13 protein-coding genes are annotated in these 16108 nt (G+C 65.0%); 6 read left to right on the plus strand and 7 right to left on the minus strand.

Annotated elements, in window-relative coordinates; genetic code table 11:
• Nucleotides 1-10: 10 nt before the first annotated feature.
• From ABIC16_RS10145 to ABIC16_RS10160, 4 genes are all read right to left on the minus strand, one after another.
• Nucleotides 11-685 carry a hypothetical protein gene (locus ABIC16_RS10145; RefSeq protein ID WP_354290980.1) on the minus strand — a complete coding sequence of 225 codons (675 nt, stop codon included), beginning with the start codon at nucleotides 683-685 and terminating at the stop codon, nucleotides 11-13.
• Nucleotides 682-1851: an acetate/propionate family kinase gene (locus ABIC16_RS10150; RefSeq protein WP_354290981.1), complete on the minus strand. Its 1170-nt coding sequence runs from the start codon at nucleotides 1849-1851 to the stop codon at nucleotides 682-684. The genes ABIC16_RS10145 and ABIC16_RS10150 overlap by 4 nt, the downstream gene beginning before the upstream one ends.
• A gap of 4 nt (nucleotides 1852-1855) precedes the next feature.
• The gene (locus ABIC16_RS10155; protein ID WP_354290982.1) at nucleotides 1856-4267 is read right to left on the minus strand and encodes a phosphoketolase family protein; all 2412 of its coding nucleotides are present in this window, start codon (nucleotides 4265-4267) and stop codon (nucleotides 1856-1858) included.
• A 313-nt stretch (nucleotides 4268-4580) separates the two neighbouring features.
• On the minus strand, nucleotides 4581-5960 hold the full coding sequence (locus ABIC16_RS10160) for a family 43 glycosylhydrolase (RefSeq protein WP_354290983.1): 1380 nt from the start codon (nucleotides 5958-5960) through the stop codon (nucleotides 4581-4583).
• Between the two features lie 457 nt (nucleotides 5961-6417).
• Here ABIC16_RS10160 and ABIC16_RS10165 point away from each other — a divergent pair, with 457 nt between their 5' ends.
• Entirely contained in the window at nucleotides 6418-6939 is a 522-nt protein-coding gene (locus ABIC16_RS10165; protein WP_354290984.1) for a DUF1993 domain-containing protein, read from the plus strand.
• A 19-nt stretch (nucleotides 6940-6958) separates the two neighbouring features.
• Here ABIC16_RS10165 and ABIC16_RS10170 read toward each other — a convergent pair whose 3' ends face one another.
• Nucleotides 6959-7774 carry a hypothetical protein gene (locus ABIC16_RS10170; protein WP_354290985.1) on the minus strand — a complete coding sequence of 272 codons (816 nt, stop codon included), beginning with the start codon at nucleotides 7772-7774 and terminating at the stop codon, nucleotides 6959-6961.
• Between the two features lie 35 nt (nucleotides 7775-7809).
• On the minus strand, nucleotides 7810-8748 hold the full coding sequence (locus ABIC16_RS10175) for a VOC family protein (RefSeq protein WP_354290986.1): 939 nt from the start codon (nucleotides 8746-8748) through the stop codon (nucleotides 7810-7812).
• A 186-nt stretch (nucleotides 8749-8934) separates the two neighbouring features.
• Between ABIC16_RS10175 and ABIC16_RS10180 the strand changes: the two genes are divergently transcribed.
• The 5 genes from ABIC16_RS10180 (at nucleotide 8935) to ABIC16_RS10200 (ending at nucleotide 15394) form a co-directional block, all read left to right on the plus strand.
• Nucleotides 8935-9951 (plus strand): alpha/beta hydrolase, encoded by a 1017-nt coding sequence (locus ABIC16_RS10180; protein ID WP_354290987.1) that lies wholly within the window; start codon nucleotides 8935-8937, stop codon nucleotides 9949-9951.
• A 288-nt stretch (nucleotides 9952-10239) separates the two neighbouring features.
• Nucleotides 10240-11139, plus strand: a complete 900-nt coding sequence (locus tag ABIC16_RS10185) for a hydrogen peroxide-inducible genes activator (protein ID WP_277970410.1) — start codon at nucleotides 10240-10242, stop codon at nucleotides 11137-11139.
• 88 nt (nucleotides 11140-11227) lie between these two features.
• A complete protein-coding gene (locus ABIC16_RS10190; RefSeq protein ID WP_354290988.1) occupies nucleotides 11228-12913 on the plus strand; it encodes an ABC transporter transmembrane domain-containing protein in 1686 nt (561 codons plus the stop codon).
• Nucleotides 12903-13994 (plus strand): efflux RND transporter periplasmic adaptor subunit, encoded by a 1092-nt coding sequence (locus ABIC16_RS10195; protein ID WP_354290989.1) that lies wholly within the window; start codon nucleotides 12903-12905, stop codon nucleotides 13992-13994. The genes ABIC16_RS10190 and ABIC16_RS10195 overlap by 11 nt, the downstream gene beginning before the upstream one ends.
• Nucleotides 13991-15394 (plus strand): TolC family protein, encoded by a 1404-nt coding sequence (locus tag ABIC16_RS10200; protein WP_354290990.1) that lies wholly within the window; start codon nucleotides 13991-13993, stop codon nucleotides 15392-15394. Before ABIC16_RS10195 ends, ABIC16_RS10200 begins: the two co-directional genes overlap by 4 nt.
• 185 nt (nucleotides 15395-15579) lie before the next feature.
• Here the strand turns inward: ABIC16_RS10200 and ABIC16_RS10205 are convergent, their stop codons facing one another.
• On the minus strand, nucleotides 15580-15981 hold the full coding sequence (locus ABIC16_RS10205; protein WP_277970414.1) for an MAPEG family protein: 402 nt from the start codon (nucleotides 15979-15981) through the stop codon (nucleotides 15580-15582).
• Between the last annotated feature and the right edge of the window lie 127 nt (nucleotides 15982-16108).

Below are 16108 nucleotides of genomic sequence, written 5' to 3' on the forward strand. Positions count from 1 at the left end.
GCGAAGGCGATCATGACAGCGTGAACAGCATGGCAAACCCGAGCGCAAACAGGACGCTTTCGACGGTGCAGATCATCGTGTCGAGGAACGCGCGTAGATAGGACTGTTTGAGTTCCCGATGGAACCAGCGCGTCTCGACGATACCGTAATAGAGCGCAGCAAGGCACATCGCCGCGACGCCCACTCCGCGCAAAACGAGATTGGGCTGCACCGCGAGCGTGAGGCCGATCGAGATCGCCAGCGCGAAGGGCGCGATCGCGAAACACTGGGCGTAGAAAGGGGCTTGGAGGCTGTCGCGATCGAGCGGCACGCCACTGCGACGGACCTTGTGCGTTGCCAGCGCCAGCGGGAAAATGCCGAACAGTATTAGCCGCAGCGACAACAGCGTGGTGTTGTCGTTGACCAGTCCGGCCAGCCCCTGCTTGCTCGCGACGATCGGATTGACGTCGTGCAGGCTGAGGTCGATCGCCTGACTAAGCACCAGCGTCAGGACCAGCGTGATCGGTGGATTGACCGTGCCGCGGAACTGGCGATCCGGGGGAAGCTTCAGCTGATCCTCGGCGTAGGACATCGTCGTCAGCGGCGCGCGGACGATCCGCCAGAGCGTGACCGGAAAGAACACCAGCCAGCTCATCAGTTCGTAGAGGAGCTTGTCGAGCGAGTTGAGCCATTGAACGAAGTTCATGCAGGCTTGTCCTCCAGGATATCCAGGACGTGCCGGGCGATTACGCGCTCTTCATCGGTAGCGATGACCTGCAGCCGGATCGCGCTGCCCGGCCGCGATATCACCGGAGCGTTTGCCGCATTCAGCGCGTCGTCGACATCGGCACCTACCCAGGCGAGGTACCGCGCGATCCCCGCGCGGACCGGCGCGGCGTGCTCGCCGATGCCCCCGGTGAACACCAGCCGATCGCAGCCCCCCAGCGACGTTGCCATCGCCATGATCCCTTTCGCGACGGACAGGCAGAAACACGCGATCGCCTCGCGCGCTTCAGCGGTGTCCGAGGTGGTCAGCGCCGTCATGTCGGACGACCCGCCGGACACGCCGAGCAGGCCGCATTCGTGATACAGCCACTGCTCCAGCCGCGCCGCATCGAACTGCGCGTGCTGCAACAGATAGAGCAGGATGCCCGGATCGAGGCTGCCCGGTCGCGTCCCCATCATGATCCCGTCGAGCGCGCTGAACCCCATGCTGGTGTCGACGCTGCGCAGGCCCTCCAGCGCGCACAGGCTGGCCCCGCTTCCCAGATGCGCGATGACGATCTTCTGGCGCTCTGCCCCATCGTCGGCCGTGGCGAGCCGAGCGACGATCGCCTCATAGGACAGGCCATGGAAACCGTAACGCCGCACCCCCTCGTCGTGCCACGCGCGCGGAATGGCGTACCGGTTCGCGGGCGACCCGATCGTGCGGTGGAACGCGGTATCAAAACACGCGACCTGCGGAAGATCTTGGCGCGTGGCGAGCAACCGGCGAATCGGCGCCAGCCCTGCCGGCTGGTGGAGCGGCGCGAGCGGTGTGAGCCCCTCCAGCCGTTCCAGGATGGCCGCATCGACGCGGACGGGGGCCTGAAACACGGTGCCCCCATGCACGACGCGGTGGCCGACCGCAGCGATCGCCTGGTCACCGTGGTGCGTGTCGATCCAGTCGAGCAGCTCGGTCTCGGGCGTGCCGTCGTCGGACCACTCCGCCGTGTGCGCCGTGCCTGAACCGTCGGTCGCGGACAGCGTGATCGTGCCGTCCGCCGTTCGCGTCTGCCCGCGCAGGACGCAGGCAAGCTCGTCCTGCCGCGGCGCGAACACCGCGAACTTGACGCTGGACGAACCGGCATTGAGCGCCAGGATGGCGGTCACGCGGTCACCCTGGTTGCACGTCGTCGGCGACCGCTTTGGGTGTCCATGCCCAGTCCCGCACTTCGGGCATGTCCTCGCCATATGTCGTGACATAGGCATGATGGTCGATCAGCCGGTCCCGCAGATGTTGCGCCACGCTCGCCGTCCGGGTGGCCAGCCCCGGCACGCGGTGCAGGACGTCCAGCGCAAGGTGATACCGGTCGAGATCGTTGCGCACGACCATGTCGAACGGTGTCGTGGTGGTGCCTTCCTCCTTGAAGCCACGGGCGTGGAGATTGGCATGATTGGTCCGGCGGTAGGTCAGGCGATGGATCAGATACGGATAGCCGTGGAACGCGAAGATGATCGGGCGATCGCGCGTGAAGATGGCATCGAAATCGGCGTCGCTGATCCCGTGCGGATGTTCCGCTTCGGGTTGCAGCGTCATCAGGTCGACGATGTTGACGACCCGGATACGCAGCCCCGGCACATGCGTCCGCAAGAGATCGACCGCGGCAAGCGTTTCCAGCGTCGGGACGTCGCCGGCACAGGCCATCACGACGTCTGGCTCGGTGCCCACCGCCTCGGTTCCGGCCCAGGTCCAGATGCCGAGCCCGGCCGCGCAATGCCGCTCGGCGTCGTCCGCCGACAGCCATTGTGGCGACGGCTGCTTGCCCGCGACGATCACGTTGATCCGGTCGTAGGTGCCCAGGCAGTGATCCACCGTGCGCAGCAGCGTGTTCGCGTCTGGCGGCAGGTACACGCGAACCACGTCCGCCTTCTTGTTGACCACATGGTCGATGAAGCCCGGATCCTGGTGGCTGAAGCCGTTATGGTCCTGCCGCCAGACGTGGCTCGACAGGAGATAGTTGAACGACGCGATCGGCCTGCGCCAGCCAAGGCCGCGGCTGACCTTCAGCCATTTGGCGTGCTGATTGAACATCGAATCCACGATGTGGACGAACGCTTCGTAGCAGTTGAACAGGCCGTGCCGCCCGGTGAGGAGATAGCCTTCAAGCCAACCCTGGCAGAGATGCTCGCTCAGCACTTCCATCACCCGACCATCGGGGGCGAGATGGTCGTCGAACGGCTCGATCCGTTCCATCCACACACGGTCGGTTTGCTCGAACACCGCGCCGAGCCGGTTGGAGTTGGTCTCGTCGGGGCCCATCAGCCGGAAGTTGCGGGATTCGGCGTTCAGCGCCATCACTTCGGCGAGATAGCGTCCTGCCGCCCGGGTTGCCTCGCCGATCGTGGCGCCGGGTTCCGCCAGTTCGATCGCGAAAGTGCGCCAGTCGGGCCGATGCAATACGGTGCGGTTTCGTCCGCCGTTGGCGTAGGGCGTCGACCCCATCCGCTTGTCGCCCTCGGGCGCCAACGCGCGCAGTTCCGGGACCAGACGACCGTGTTCGTCGAACAGGGTTTCGGGATGGTAGCTGCGCATCCAGTCCTCGAGCAGCTGGCGGTGTGCGTCATTCTCCCTGGCCGCTGCGATCGGGACCTGATGTGCGCGCCAGAAGCCCTCGACCTTCAGTCCGTCGACTTCCTTCGGCCCGGTCCAGCCCTTGGGGCTGCGCAGCACGATCAGCGGCCAGCGCGGCGTTCCGACATCCTCGCCGCTGCGCGCGGCGGTCTGGATTGCCGTGATCCGGTCGAGCGCGGTGTCGAGCACGCGCGCCATCCGACGATGCATCGCCGGACGCTCGCTGCCTTCGACGAACAGCGGCTCATAACCAAGTCCGACAAAGAAGGAGCGGAGTTGGTCGTCGGGCATCCGTGCGAGGATCGTCGGGTTGGCGATCTTGTAGCCGTTGAGGTGCAGGATCGGCAGCACCGCGCCATCGTGCTGCGGATTGAGGAAGCAGTTCGAATGCCACGACGCGGCGAGCGGCCCGGTTTCGGCCTCGCCGTCGCCGACCACGCAGGCGACGACCAGATCGGGATTGTCGAACGCCGCACCGAACGCATGGACCAGCGCGTAGCCGAGTTCGCCGCCTTCATGGATCGAACCGGGCGTCTCGGGGGCGACATGGCTCGGAATGCCGCCCGGGAAGGAGAACTGCCGGAACAGCCGGCCCAACCCGGCGGCATCCTCGCTGATCGCGGGATAGATCTCCGAATAGGTGCCTTCGAGATAGGTGTTGGCGACCATGCCGGGGCCGCCATGGCCGGGACCGCACACGTAGAGCACGTCCGTACCGCGCTGCCGGATCGCGCGATTGAGGTGCGCATAGATGAAGTTCAGACCCGGCGTGGTGCCCCAATGACCAAGCAACCGCGGCTTGATGTGTTCGGCTGCAAGCGGTTCGCGCAGCAACGGGTTGCTGAGCAGGTAGATTTGCCCGACCGAAAGGTAGTTCGCCGCGGAGAAGTAGCGATCGATCAGATCGACTTCATCGTCGCCGAGATCGGTGGCTTGTTCAACGATCACGCTCATGGCTATCTCCGATTGTACCGCGCAGGCGTATTGTCGATTCGTTGGCGCCACGCACATCTACCTTATTCATTGGAATAGAGGTAACTAACGTGCGGCAGACGGTTGGTTATCGAAGCTCGTGTTTGGGATTTGCCCCGTTGGGCGAATGCGATCGCCATCGGTCACCCCCCCATGAACGAAGGACCACTTCCGAAGATTGCGCAGAGGCAGCTTCACACCTTCTATCATGGGCACGATCGGTTTCAGCGTTCGGGCACATCTCTATAGAACCGGCAAATACCCGACGCTGGAGCTGTTTTGCGGGACGGACCGTTTAATCGATATTCCATTCGATGATCGCCGTTTTCTGCGCGTGCAGCCGCAAGTACCGTGCCTTGACGGCATGCTGGAGGACGATCGGCGATCCCGCTTGTGGTTTTGACGGAACGATCGTCACCCAATTCCGTCCGTCAGAGGACGCGGAAACGCCGAGATCAGCCGTGCGTCCGGGAAAGAGCGGTCGCACGCTGCTCCCGTGGATCTGTCGCACTCGACCGAGGTCCGCCTGCAACCATGGGGTGGAATCCCCTTCGCGCGCAACCCATGCGGTCGCGTAATTGTCGTCACCGGCCCGCTGTGGGCTGTGTCCTGCGTCGGCGGCACTCGAGGCGCTTCCCCGCCACGGCAGGCCGCTTGTCCGATGCGCGGCCTGGCCCGGGAGATCGGCGCCGTCGTGCGTTGGGGTCACGCGCGCAATTCGATCACCATCGATCCTCAGTGCGTCGACCGCAACCTGTCGCAATACGGTTCCGTCTACGGGGGGATAGGGCAGGCCGTTGCGGTGGTAGAGAATGTAGGGCCGACCCTCATAGCGGAAAACGGCATGGTGCCCGGGGCTGATGATCTGCCGGTCGGCATGGGTTTCGAGGATTGGGCTGTTCGCCGCTTCGGTGAACGGTCCCATCGGTGACTTTCCGACCGCGTAGCGCACCTGGTAGGTGTCGCGCGTCGTGTTGCCCCAACTGTAGGTCAGCAGATACGATCCGCCCGATTTGACGAGGAAGGGCGCCTCGAAATAATGCGCGGGCGTGCAATCCTTCGGCGCACCGTCAAGCTTGGTCATCGTGTCGTCGAGGCGCGCGACGAAACACCGTCCGTTGACCCAGTTCAGCCCCGATCCCCAGAACAGGTAAGCCTGGCCGTCGTCGTCGATGAACGCCTCGGCGTCGATCATGTGGTAACCCGGGCGGAAGTCACCGGGGATCAGCGGTTTGCCGTCGTTTGCGTCCGCCCATGGACCCGCCGGGGAGGGCGCGCTGCCGACCCAGATCTCGCTCCCGACCGAGACGTACATGTACCAGCGCCCATTCGCCGCCTTGACGACCGATGGTGCCCAGACCTTTGAATCCCCCGACGTCTTGCTGGTCGCGGCTGCCTTGGTCGGCCATGCGGGGGTCGAGAAGGTCCAGTTGCGGAAATCGTCCGATGTCCACATTCCAAGCCGGTCGTCGCCCCACGGATCGATCGTTGCAAAGATGTACCAACGCCCCTTGTCGCGGACGATCGACGGGTCGGCGAAATAACCGGGCAGTAACGGATTGCGCGCACCCGGCGCATCCCAGCGGGACGGTGCCGGGGGTGTGGCCGCCGAAGCCGACACCAAGGTGGTGAGTGAGAGCGGAACCATCCATGATACGGCCGGTACTTTACGCATCGGTCCGTCCGTCGCTAGGCAATTGCGCGTTGGGCAGCGTCGGTGCTGGCCCGGTTGCATCGGTATCGTTCGCGAACAGGGCGCATCTCCTTGGTATCATTATGCCTTCAGAACTTGGCGCGGGTTACTCATCCCCTAGCCGCCCCCGCAACGCAACATGCTTGATGCGAACGCGTACGGCCGCGGTCCAAAGCCAGCGGAGCGATCCATCGAACGACGTTGCTCCCGGCCTCTTCGTACCCGCCCTGGTCTTCCCCCCTAAATATCAGAGGATTGCGAGGACAAAGGGTCCGGAGACCAGCGAAATCGCCAGTCGAGCGGCTTAACTCAGAGGTAGAAGAGCGCAAGATACTCGGGATTGCTCACTGACATGCCGAGGGCGACTTGCGTCGTGCATGCGCGTGGACCTGCAACACGGAACCCTGCATAACGACGCGGCCTTTGCTGGAGCCATTTGATGACCTTTTCGCTTTACGATGCCGTCGTTCCGTCCAACCTTCAAATCCTCGCAGCGATCGACGCTTTGCTCGACAAGGCAGCGGCATTCTGCCTGAAGCAGGGCATAGCGGAAGCTGATTTGATCGACGCACGCTTGGCGCCGGACATGCTGCCATTCGGGTATCAGGTGAAGTCGTGCGCAATCCATTCGATCGGCGGGATCGAGGGCGTGCGGGCAGGCACCTTCTCCCCCGATCGGTCGGCTTGGCCGACCAGTCTCGCGGAGCTGCATACCGTGCTGCAGGGCGCGATTGCGAGCCTTAACGCGATCGACCGCGAGACGTTCGACGCTTTGGCGGACAGTGACACGCAGTTCGCATTCGGTGAGACGAAAATGCCCTTCACCGGCGCGAATTTCCTACTCTCCTTTTCGCAGCCGAACTTCTATTTCCACGCAACCACCGCCTATGGGATCCTGCGCGCGCAAGGCGTCGAGCTCGGCAAGCGCGACTTCCTCGGCATGCCGCGCCGCAAGCGGTGAGACGGATCGACGCATCGTTTCAGCGCACGCGACCGGCACGGTTCTCCAGCACGAGCTTCGATACCGTGGCGGTCTCGGCCACGCCGGGCAGGTGCGAGGTGAAGCCGATGCCGACATAGAACGGAGCGGTCAATTTGAGCGTGATGGGCGCCCCGAACTGATGCAGCGGTTCGCCTTGCTCGCTCACCCACAGCGTGAACTGGTCGCCTTTCTTCTCGATGCCGATGCGCTTCGCGTTGAGCGTGACCAGGCTGTCGGGCGACTTGCCGCCGGGCAGGCCGCCGCGACTGCCGATGCGATATTCCCGGTCGCTGATCCGTCGTCCCGGGGCGGGGCGCTGCGCCAAATGGATCATGCCGTCGCCGTGGAGCGCGACCAGCGCTTCCTTGGCATCGTCATCAAGCGATTGGCGGATCACCAGCAGCGCCTTATGGTCGCCGAAGCCGCCGTCGGGATAAGCCAGGTCGGCCGCGAGCGAGATGTCGCCGCTCATGCGTTTGAACAGGAAGCGGAACTCGTCGCGGGTGTACCAGACGTTATAGCCCGCCGAATGGATCGTGTACGTGCCGCCGTTCAACGACGCCTTGCCGGGTAAGAGCGCACCCCCGACGTCGGCTTGTCCGTCGAAAACACCGATCGGGGTGTTCTCCACGCGGGTATCGCGGTGGAAGCCGGCTGGCGGCCCCACCTGATCATGCTGCGTCGAGTGCGGATAGGCCCAGTCCGGCGCGAGCGGTGCGCCGGGCGGGCTGTTCCTGGCAGAGGTTCCGGGAACTTCCGGCGATAGCTGTGCGCACAGCGCCGAAGACAGGATCGTCATCGTCGCGGCGGCCACCCACACGGTGGATTTCTGTATGATCCTTCCTCTGCTCATCGCTGTGGATCTGGCGCGCGGAAGGGGGAGCAGCAGGGCTTGCCGATCGCGTGCAACTCCATCAGTTCGGCGCGCGTCCCGTCGGGATCGAGCAGGTTGAGCTGCCACTTGGCATCGCGTCCGATCTTGGGAGTCTGGTCCTGGCCCTGCAGGCGGTCACCGTTCCACAGCAATGTGTAGGCCGCGCGCGCATCGGGTATGCCGAGCGCGAAGTGATTGAGCACCCCCAGGTTGGCCGCCGACATCGTGTGCGGGATGCCTTTAGTGTCGGGCGTCCCGACGACCATATATTCGATCCAGTCGCGCCCGTCGGGCAACTGCAGCGAGATCCAGGTGGGATGATCGTCCTGCATCCCGCCCTCCCAATAGGGCCGCAGCCCGAGGATAGCCTTGTAGAAGCGATCTTCTTTGACGCGATCATGCACGATGAACCCGAAGTGCATGACATGGCTGGAGAGCGGGTTGACCGGTATGGCCGGCAGCCGGGCGGGCGGTTGCAGGAATTGCACGACCGTTCCCTCCGGGTCGGTCACCGAAAACCAGCGGCTGCCGTCCGCGGCCATACTGACTTTCGCGGGCACGGCGACGCCCTGCGCTGCCAGATATGTTCGCATCGCTTCGGCATTGGCGGTGTTGAATGCAACGTGCGCAAGACGGTTGATCGAAGCTTCGCCGGGGGGCAGCGGCAGCACTTCGACGAACTGGGACGGCGCGAAATAATAGCGCGCGCCGGATGGATGTTCGGGGTCGGGAAGCTTCACTGCACCCAGATCGTGGACGTAGAAACGTTCACTTTTGGCCGGATCCTGCGCATAGACCGCGATGTGCGACACGCTGGCCAGCGGCGGGCGGGCAGGGCCCTTCGCCGCGACTGGTGCCGTCAGCAGGAACGCCGCCAGCACGGCGCACCCGCGAATATTGGTCGGCCTTTTCATGCGCTTTACCCCTCTCCGTGCGCTGTTTGCGCTATCATCGAACGGTGTAGATCGGTCCCGAGCGTTTGGCGAGGATCATGAGTTTGCTCCGGTGCCGCCGGTGCGCTGCTCGCCAATGCGCTTGGCGTCCGAACGCCGTTACGGCAAGCCAATGGCCCGGCACTCGCTGGATGAAGGGGAACCCCAATGCGGATAACGGCCCTGCCTCTGTCAGTCCTTCTCGTCGCAACTGCGAGCGCGCCAGATACCGTTCGCATCGCGCCGCCTTATATCGACGCCCCCGAAATGGCGGCGCGGCGCGCCACGCCGCACGGGACGGTGCACAGCTTCATCATGCACTCGCGCGACAGCCGCATCTTCCCCGGTATTCGGCAACTCGACAACGCCGTCACCCAGCGGCGCGACGCTTATGGCAACCGCATCGCGGCGCCGGCGGACGAGGAGTCCGAAGCCGCACCCTATCGCCGGGAGGTCCTTGTCTACATTCCGGCGGGTTATCGCCACGGCACCGAGGCACCCCTGCTGGTGGTGCAGGACGGGCGTGATTACGCCGTGCGCGTCGCGGCTGCGCTCGACAGCCTGATCGCGGCGCGCCGCGTGCCGCCGATCGTCGCCGTGATGATGCAATCAGGCGGCGGCGACGCGCAGGGGTCCGAGCGCGGTCTGGAATACGACACGGTCTCGGGCCGCTATGCGGAGTTCGTCGAGCGTGAAGTGCTGCCGCAGGTGACTGCACTGTATGCCGTGCGCTTCACCCGCAATCCGGCGTTGCGTGCGGCGATGGGTGGCAGTTCCGGTGCGTCGGCGGCCTTCGCCATGGCCTGGTTTCACCCCGAATGGTACGGCAAGGTGCTGTCCTATTCGGGCACCTTCGTGAACCAGGCTTCGCCGGTCGATCCATCGACGCCGCGCGGCGCATGGGACTTTCACGCCCGCCTCATTCCCGACAGCCCGCGCAAACCGATCCGAATGTGGATGGAGGTGGGCAGCAAGGACCTGCACTGGCAAGATCCTGAATCGACTTATCACAACTGGCCCATGGCAAACGATCGCATGGCGGCGGCGTTAAAGGCCAAAGGGTATGACTATCGCTATGTGGTTGCGGAGAATGCCGCGCACGTTGATGGGAATGTCATTGCCCAGACTCTGCCGGGCGCGCTCGAATGGCTATGGCGCTATGACACGACGGGTTCGACGCGGTGAAGGGGGCGTCCGTTTCCGGATCGAAGGAAGGCTCCGTTTAAAAGCGACGCCTTCTTATTACGGGGTATGCCGCTGATCGGTAATATCCGGCATCAATGGTATCGGCGCACACTTGGCGTAGCCGTCACCGACATCGCCAGCCGGGGTTTCGATCCCGGACTTGGCATGCCACCCGCGCAGACCAGAAAGGCTAAGCGCCTTCATTCGCCGCATCTTCTACAAGCCGGTTACGAACTCGGGGCAGGCGTCGATTGGTGCGTCACGCGTCCTTACGGCATAGCGTTGGTCATGTCGTTTCCCAAAACTACGATTCGTCACCTCAGCTATTTCGTCGCGCTAGCTGAAACCGGCAGCTTTACGCGAGCGGCGGAGCGAATGGGGGTCTCCCAACCGTCGCTCTCGCAACAGATTCGCGCGCTGGAAACGATTGTCGGGGCAGCCTTGTTCGAGCGGGGCGGGCCGGCGATCCTTACTCCGCTGGGGCGCGACCTGCTCGACAGGGCACGGCGTATTCTGCTCGATGTCGTGGATCTCGAGGATTTCCGGGCGACATCGGCCGATCCGTTGATCGGCACGATCCGGCTGGGCGTATCACCGACCCTCGGCGCCTATCTTCTGCCGGCCCTCGTTGCGCGACTGCACCGTGAGCACCCCACGCTCCGAGTGCATGTCCGCGAAGGCCTGCCGACCGCGCTCGCGGCCGGGCTTGCCACCGGCGTCCATGATCTGATCCTGGCACAACTCCCCGTGACGGGCGGTGCGTTTCATAGCGAGCGCCTCTTTCGCGAACCGTTGTATGTCGCGATGGCGTCCGATCACCCGTTGCGAGCCAAGACGATCATCGCCCCCGCCGATCTGCGCGGAACCAGCTTGCTGACGCTGCTGCCCGAATATCGATTGGCCGAACAGGTGGCAGCGATTGCGGTCGATGTCGGGGCAACGGTGCTGCGTGACTATGAGGGGACCAGCTTGGACGCGATCCGCCAGATGGCGGGCATGGGCATGGGTCTCGCCCTGCTGCCGGACCTTTATGTCCGGCAGGAAATTCGCGAGGGTGACGACGTCGTGGTGCGGAAGATCAAGGGTAGCCGGTATTACCGCGACATCGGCCTGCTGTGGCGACAGGGTGCCGGCCGCGCACCGGCCTATGGCGTTATTGCGGACTTGCTGCGCGCGGTTTCCGCATAGGTTATTCCTATTGAAAGCATAAGGCGGGCTGGATTGCTCCAATGCCTCAGATCAGGGATACTTGGCCCGGATCAGACGCGAGGGGCACATGGCAAGCGAACACATCGGATGGCGCTCAGCGGCCGGGTGGCTGGCAGAGAGCGTTGGGCCGGACATGCCCTACGTCCGGCTCACGATGGTCTACGGCGTGGCGATCAGCCTGTTGTCGCTCGCTACGCCGATCTCGGTACAACTGCTGATCAACAGCGTCGCCAATACGGCGATGCCTGCACCTTTATGGACGCTGGCGGGGCTACTGCTCGGGCTGTTGCTGGTGGTCGCCGGACTGAGCGCGATGCGGTTCTGGATGATGGCGCTCTTCGAGCGGCGGCTGTTCGCGCGGATCGTCGCCGAGATCACGGTCCGCGCGGTTCATGCCCAGAACCCCTTCTTCGCGGACCAGAACCGCGGCGACCTGTTCAACCGCTATTTCGATCTGGTGGTGGTGCAGAAGGCGGTGCCGAGCCTGGTCATCGGCGCGTTCACGATCATCCTGCAATCCGCAGTGGGGCTGATCGTCACCAGCTTCTACCACCCCTTCTTCCTCGCCTTCAACGCGATCCTGCTGCTCGTTATCCTTGCGATCTGGCTGATCTGGTCGCGCGGTTCGATCCGGTCGGCGGTCGCGCTCAGCCATGCCAAGCACGACGCTGCGCGCTGGCTCGAAAGCGTCGGCGGATCGAACGGCTTCTATAAATCGAGCCGTCATTTCGATTTCGCGATGGACCGATCGGAAGCCGTTACGGCCACCTATGTCGATCGCCACCGCCGCTATTTCCGGTATAGTTTCACCCAGACGGTCGCCTTCCTGCTCGTTTACGCCTTTGCCAGCGCGGCGCTGCTGGCGCTGGGCGGCAACCTGATCTTGAGCGGAGAGTTGTCGATCGGACAGCTCGTTGCGGCCGAGTTGATCCTCAGCGGCGTCTTCTACGGTGTGTCGCAACTCGGCTGGTATCTCGATTCCCTCTACGATCTCGTCGCCAGCGCAGAGGAATTGTCGTTGCTCTACGCAATTCCGCAGGAGAGCGCGGTCGTCGGCGTGGGCCAGTCGCCCGGCGACGGCGCGGTGCGGCTCGACCGCGTCGTGACCGAGGGTGGGCGTTTTGATTTCGACCTTGCGGCGGGCGAACAGCTCGTCACCCGGGCGGACGGCGGTGCCGAGCGGCTGCTGGCGATGGTCCTCAAGCGCCATGTGGTGCCCGAGCGCGGGCTGGTCCTGGTTGGGGGCGCCGATATGGCGACGTTCGACATGTATCTGTTGCGGTCCGAGGTGATGGTGCTCGACCGGCCCAGTATCGTCGAGGTCACGATCCGCGAGTATCTGACGCTCGCCGCCGCCGCGTCGACCTCCGCAGTCATGCTCGACGCGCTCGAGACGGTCGGCCTGCGCGACCGCGTTGCAGGCTTGCCGCACGGCCTCGACACACCGCTGGCGGCATCCGGCTATCCGCTGTCGATCGGAGAAGTCATGGCCCTGAAGCTGGCCAATGCCCTGCTGGTGCGACCGCACGTGCTGATGCTGTCGCAGCTCTATGATCTGATTCCGACGAGCCGCCTCGCCGAGGTCCTGCGCCATCTCAAGGCGGCGGGTACGACGGTCCTGCTGTGCACCGGGCGCCCCGAGGATATCACGCTCGACGGCTGGTTTCATCTCGAACCCGATCGCCAGCGTCGCTTCGACAGTTGCGCGGCGCTGGTCGCCGCGACCCAGCAGGGAGCCGGCAATGTCGTATAAGCCCGATCGCCTCGCGCATTTCCAGACGCTGGCCGCGATGCGCGCGCCGCGGGTCGCGTCGGCCGTGGCGTGGATGCTGGTCCTGGGCATCGCGATCGCCGTGGGGATCATGGCGCTGGTCCCCTGGGTGCAAACCGCCAACGGGACGGGGCAGGTCGTTGCGCTCGATCCCGGCGACCGGCAGCAACAGGTAACCGCGCTGGTGCCAGGCAAGGTCGAGCGCTGGTACGTCCAGGACGGTCAGCACGTCGCGCGCGGCGATCCGATCGCGCGCGTCGTCGATCTCGATCCAGACTTGCTTGCACGGCTTGGTGCCGAACGCGCGCAGGTCCAGGCGGAGATCGCCGCAATCCAGCAGAGCCGCGCGGTCGCCGGGATCGACGTCGCGCGCACCGGGCAGTTGCTCGCCGAGGGTCTTGCCGCCCGCCGCGACTATGAGCAGACGCAGATCAAGGTCGCCGACGCCGGCGCCAAGCTTGCCGAAGCGCGCGCGAAGCTCAACCGGATTGATATTCAGCTGAGACGGCAGTCGGCGCAGCTTGTCCGCGCTCCCCGTGACGGTCGGGTCCAGCAGCTTAACGCGGCGAGCGGCAGCGCGCTGGTATCGCCCGGCACCGTTCTGGCGGTGATCGCGCCCGAGCGTGTCGAGCGCGCGGTCGAGCTGTATGTCGATGGCCGTGACATGCCGCTGATCCGCCCGGGGCGCCCGGTCCGGCTCGAGTTCGAAGGCTGGCCGGCGATCCAGTTCAGCGGCTGGCCATCGGTCGCGCAGGGAATGTTCGACGGGCGCGTCCGGATGATCGATCCCAATGCCGCCCCCGATGGGGCCTTCCGCATCCTGGTCGAACCACGCCCCGGCAAGCCGGCCTGGCCGACCAGCACCTTCGTCCGCCCGGGTGGCAAGGTGCGCGGCTGGGTACAGGGCGAAACCGTCCTTGTCGGTTACGAGGTGTGGCGACAGCTGAACGACTTCCCGCTCGAGTTCGGCCAGCGGACCGCGGCAGCCAGCAAGGGACAACCCAAGCCGCCCGCCAAGCCTGTCGCAGACGATGGCGGCAAGGAAGGGGATGCAAAGAAATGATACGGGTCGTTGCGTTTCTGCTCTTCACGCTCGGGCCTTCGGTCGCAGCGGCGCAGGGCGTGCCGCTGACGCTGGACGAGGTGCTGCGCTCGTCTGCGCGCTCCGCGCCGCAGATCGTTGAGGCGCTTGCGCGCGTGCGGCAGGCGGATGGGCGCGCCCTCTCCGCAGAGGGCGCGTTCGACACCGTGTTTGATGTCGAGTCGAAGGCACGCGTTGCGGGCTATTATGACGGCACCGTCGTGGAGGGACGCGCGACGCGACCGCTCACGGGCAATGGTGGCTATGTCTATGGCGGCTATCGCGCGTCGCGCGGCCGTTTCCCGATCTATGAGGACCAGTCCTATACCAATCGCCTGGGCGAAGCGAAGGTCGGCGCGCTGTTCGCGCTGCTGCGCGACCGGGTAATCGACGAACGCCGCACGCGGCGGACCATCGCCGGTACCGAGATCGACGTCGCGCGGTTCGAGGCGGACATGGTCGCGATCGGCGTGCAGCGTCGCGCGGTCGATGCCTATCAGGCCTGGGTCGCGGCCGGCCTGCGCATGCGCGCCTATCGCGACCTGTTGCAACTCGCGGAGCGGCGGCGCAGCGCCATAGGCCGGCTGGTGACACTCGGCGCGCGGCCCGAGATCCTGCTCGTCGAGAACGACCAGAATCTGGTGCGGCGTCGCGCGCTGGTGGTGCGTGCCGAGCAGGATGTCGCCGGTGCAGCCAATGCGCTGTCGCTTTACCTGCGCGACGAGGCGGGAACACCCGTGACGGTGTCGGACGACCGCTTGCCGGCGGACGCGGGGGCATTGGCCGCGTTGCCCGTCTCGGCGACCCGGGCGGGCCCGGTCGAGCGCCCTGATTATCGCGCCGTACTCGCGCGGATCGATCAGGCGACGTCGCGGCTGATCCTGGCGGAGAATGACCTGTCGCCTCGGCTCGACCTGCGCGGTGAGGTCGGCAAGGATGTCGGGCCGGTTGGTTTGGGTGGCCCCAACCGGACGCCGCTCGAGGCTGCGATCGGTTTCCGCTTCAGCGTCCCGCTGCAAAACCGCGCAGCCAAGGGCCGGGTCGCAGAGGCGCAAGCCGAGATCGACGCGCTCGGCCAGCGCAGTCGCTTTTTGCGCGACCAGATTACCGTCGAAGTGCAGGGCATCGTCATCGCCGTCGGCGCCGCGGAGCGGCTGGCCGGAATTGCCGACGAGGAGCGTCAACTCGCTGACCGCCTGGCCGCAGCCGAGCGCCGCCGGTTCGAGTTGGGCTCCGCTGATTTCTTCCTGGTCAACCAACGCGAGGAGACTGCCACCGACGCGAGGGTGCGTCTGGTAGAGGCGCAGGCGAGAATTGCGTCTGCGCGTGCCGAATTGGCCGCTGCTACCGCCGATCGAGCGGCATTGCAGCTTATTCGCTGACGACAGTTCCCCGGGATGGCGGTCGGCGCTTTCCTACGGGACCGGCGGCGTTCGGAGAGGGGCCGACAAAAATCCTCGCTTCACCGCGCTGTTGCGGATCGAAGTGTTCGCGACGTTACCGGCGTTACCATCATGGGGCTTCAACGGAAGCGATCCAGTTCGTCAGGAGACGGTCGGGCAGCGGATCAGGCGACGCCGACCGCGACCAGCGCGGCCCAGACGATAAGGAAGGCGAGTACGAGCCACGTCAGGACCGCTCCGCCAGCACGCGGTAGGTTGGATCGTCGCAAGTCCATCCCGATCGGATGCGCGATGCGGGCGATCACGAAGGTCAGCGCCGTCACGGCGAGGACCGCACCTGAGCCGCGTGCGACCTCGATGAGCGCCAGCAGCACGAGCACAAACGGCGCATATTCGACCAGGTTGGCGTGCGCGCGCATCCGTCCGGCCAGCAGATCATCGCCGCCGTCGCCGATCAGCACCGCGTCCCGCAGGCGCATGCGAACGATGCGGAGCGCGAGCCACAGGTTGATCGCGCCCAATGCCGCCGCTGTTAGCAAAGTGATGGGGAGCGTTACGCCTGTCATGATCAATCTCCTTGATAGATCGAATAGCCATAGGGCCTGACGACGACGGGTACATCACGATCGCCATCCGTCGGTAGTCAGAACGGCGCCCGTTAACGTTAGCGTAGCTCGCCTACCGAAAGGGCCG

The organism is Sphingomonas sp. PvP055 (assembly GCF_040546365.1).
Lineage (GTDB): Bacteria > Pseudomonadota > Alphaproteobacteria > Sphingomonadales > Sphingomonadaceae > Sphingomonas > Sphingomonas echinoides_A.

Bases quoted from the DNA above. Each gene is read 5' to 3' on its own strand.
- ABIC16_RS10145 (WP_354290980.1), bottom strand. From the start codon at position 685: ATGAACTTCGTTCAATGGCTCAACTCGCTCGACAAGCTCCTCTACGAA.
- ABIC16_RS10155 (WP_354290982.1), bottom strand. From the start codon at position 4,267: ATGAGCGTGATCGTTGAACAAGCCACCGATCTCGGCGACGATGAAGTC.
- ABIC16_RS10160 (WP_354290983.1), bottom strand. From the start codon at position 5,960: ATGCGTAAAGTACCGGCCGTATCATGGATGGTTCCGCTCTCACTCACC.
- ABIC16_RS10165 (WP_354290984.1), top strand. From the start codon at position 6,418: ATGACCTTTTCGCTTTACGATGCCGTCGTTCCGTCCAACCTTCAAATC.
- ABIC16_RS10175 (WP_354290986.1), bottom strand. From the start codon at position 8,748: ATGAAAAGGCCGACCAATATTCGCGGGTGCGCCGTGCTGGCGGCGTTC.
- ABIC16_RS10180 (WP_354290987.1), top strand. From the start codon at position 8,935: ATGCGGATAACGGCCCTGCCTCTGTCAGTCCTTCTCGTCGCAACTGCG.
- ABIC16_RS10185 (WP_277970410.1), top strand. From the start codon at position 10,240: ATGTCGTTTCCCAAAACTACGATTCGTCACCTCAGCTATTTCGTCGCG.
- ABIC16_RS10190 (WP_354290988.1), top strand. From the start codon at position 11,228: ATGGCAAGCGAACACATCGGATGGCGCTCAGCGGCCGGGTGGCTGGCA.
- ABIC16_RS10195 (WP_354290989.1), top strand. From the start codon at position 12,903: ATGTCGTATAAGCCCGATCGCCTCGCGCATTTCCAGACGCTGGCCGCG.
- ABIC16_RS10200 (WP_354290990.1), top strand. From the start codon at position 13,991: ATGATACGGGTCGTTGCGTTTCTGCTCTTCACGCTCGGGCCTTCGGTC.
- ABIC16_RS10205 (WP_277970414.1), bottom strand. From the start codon at position 15,981: ATGACAGGCGTAACGCTCCCCATCACTTTGCTAACAGCGGCGGCATTG.